Annotated in this window: 1 protein-coding gene; it reads right to left on the reverse strand. The window is 62.7% G+C overall.

Annotated features, from left to right (window positions below; genetic code table 11):
* Positions 1-242, reverse strand: a 242-nt coding sequence (locus AACY08_RS29305; RefSeq protein ID WP_339472581.1) for a hypothetical protein, incomplete at its 3' end; no start/stop codon positions are given.
* Positions 243-472 lie beyond the last annotated feature (230 nt).

A 472-nucleotide genomic window follows, 5' to 3' on the forward strand; every position in this document is an offset into this window, starting at 1 on the left:
AGAGGCGCCGCGATGATCTCTTGGCCGCGCCGGAACCGCCCCCACGCGATGTCGATCTCCTCATAGGCGGCCGCCAAGATCGTTTTCATCTCGACGGCCGTGAGCCGTGCTTTGGGTTCGGGCGACCATCCCGTGCTGGGGAACGGGCTGTAGGGGATGGCGAGCGCGCCTCCGAACAGATCGGCATCATCCTGCTCGATTCGCTCAAGTAACGGTTTCAAGATGGCAAAGCGCTGTGCCATCGTGGCCCGGCTAAGCTGACGGCCGTTTGGTGGCAGTGCCAGCGCATCTATATAGCGCCGGATCGTACCTGCGTTGACATCGCGAGCGCAGCTTACACCCTCGGCGTTGAGGAACCGCCCGAAGCGCCGAAGTGCTCGCCACCGCCCTCGCCTGGTGCTGACCGAGGAGCCGGCATCATGAACCCAGAAGGCTTCGACAAAAGCGCGAGTTAAATCGTGAGGCATGTCGA

It is taken from the genome of Pseudomonas sp. EL_65y_Pfl1_R83 (genome assembly GCF_963970695.1).
Lineage (GTDB): Bacteria > Pseudomonadota > Gammaproteobacteria > Pseudomonadales > Pseudomonadaceae > Aquipseudomonas > Aquipseudomonas tritici.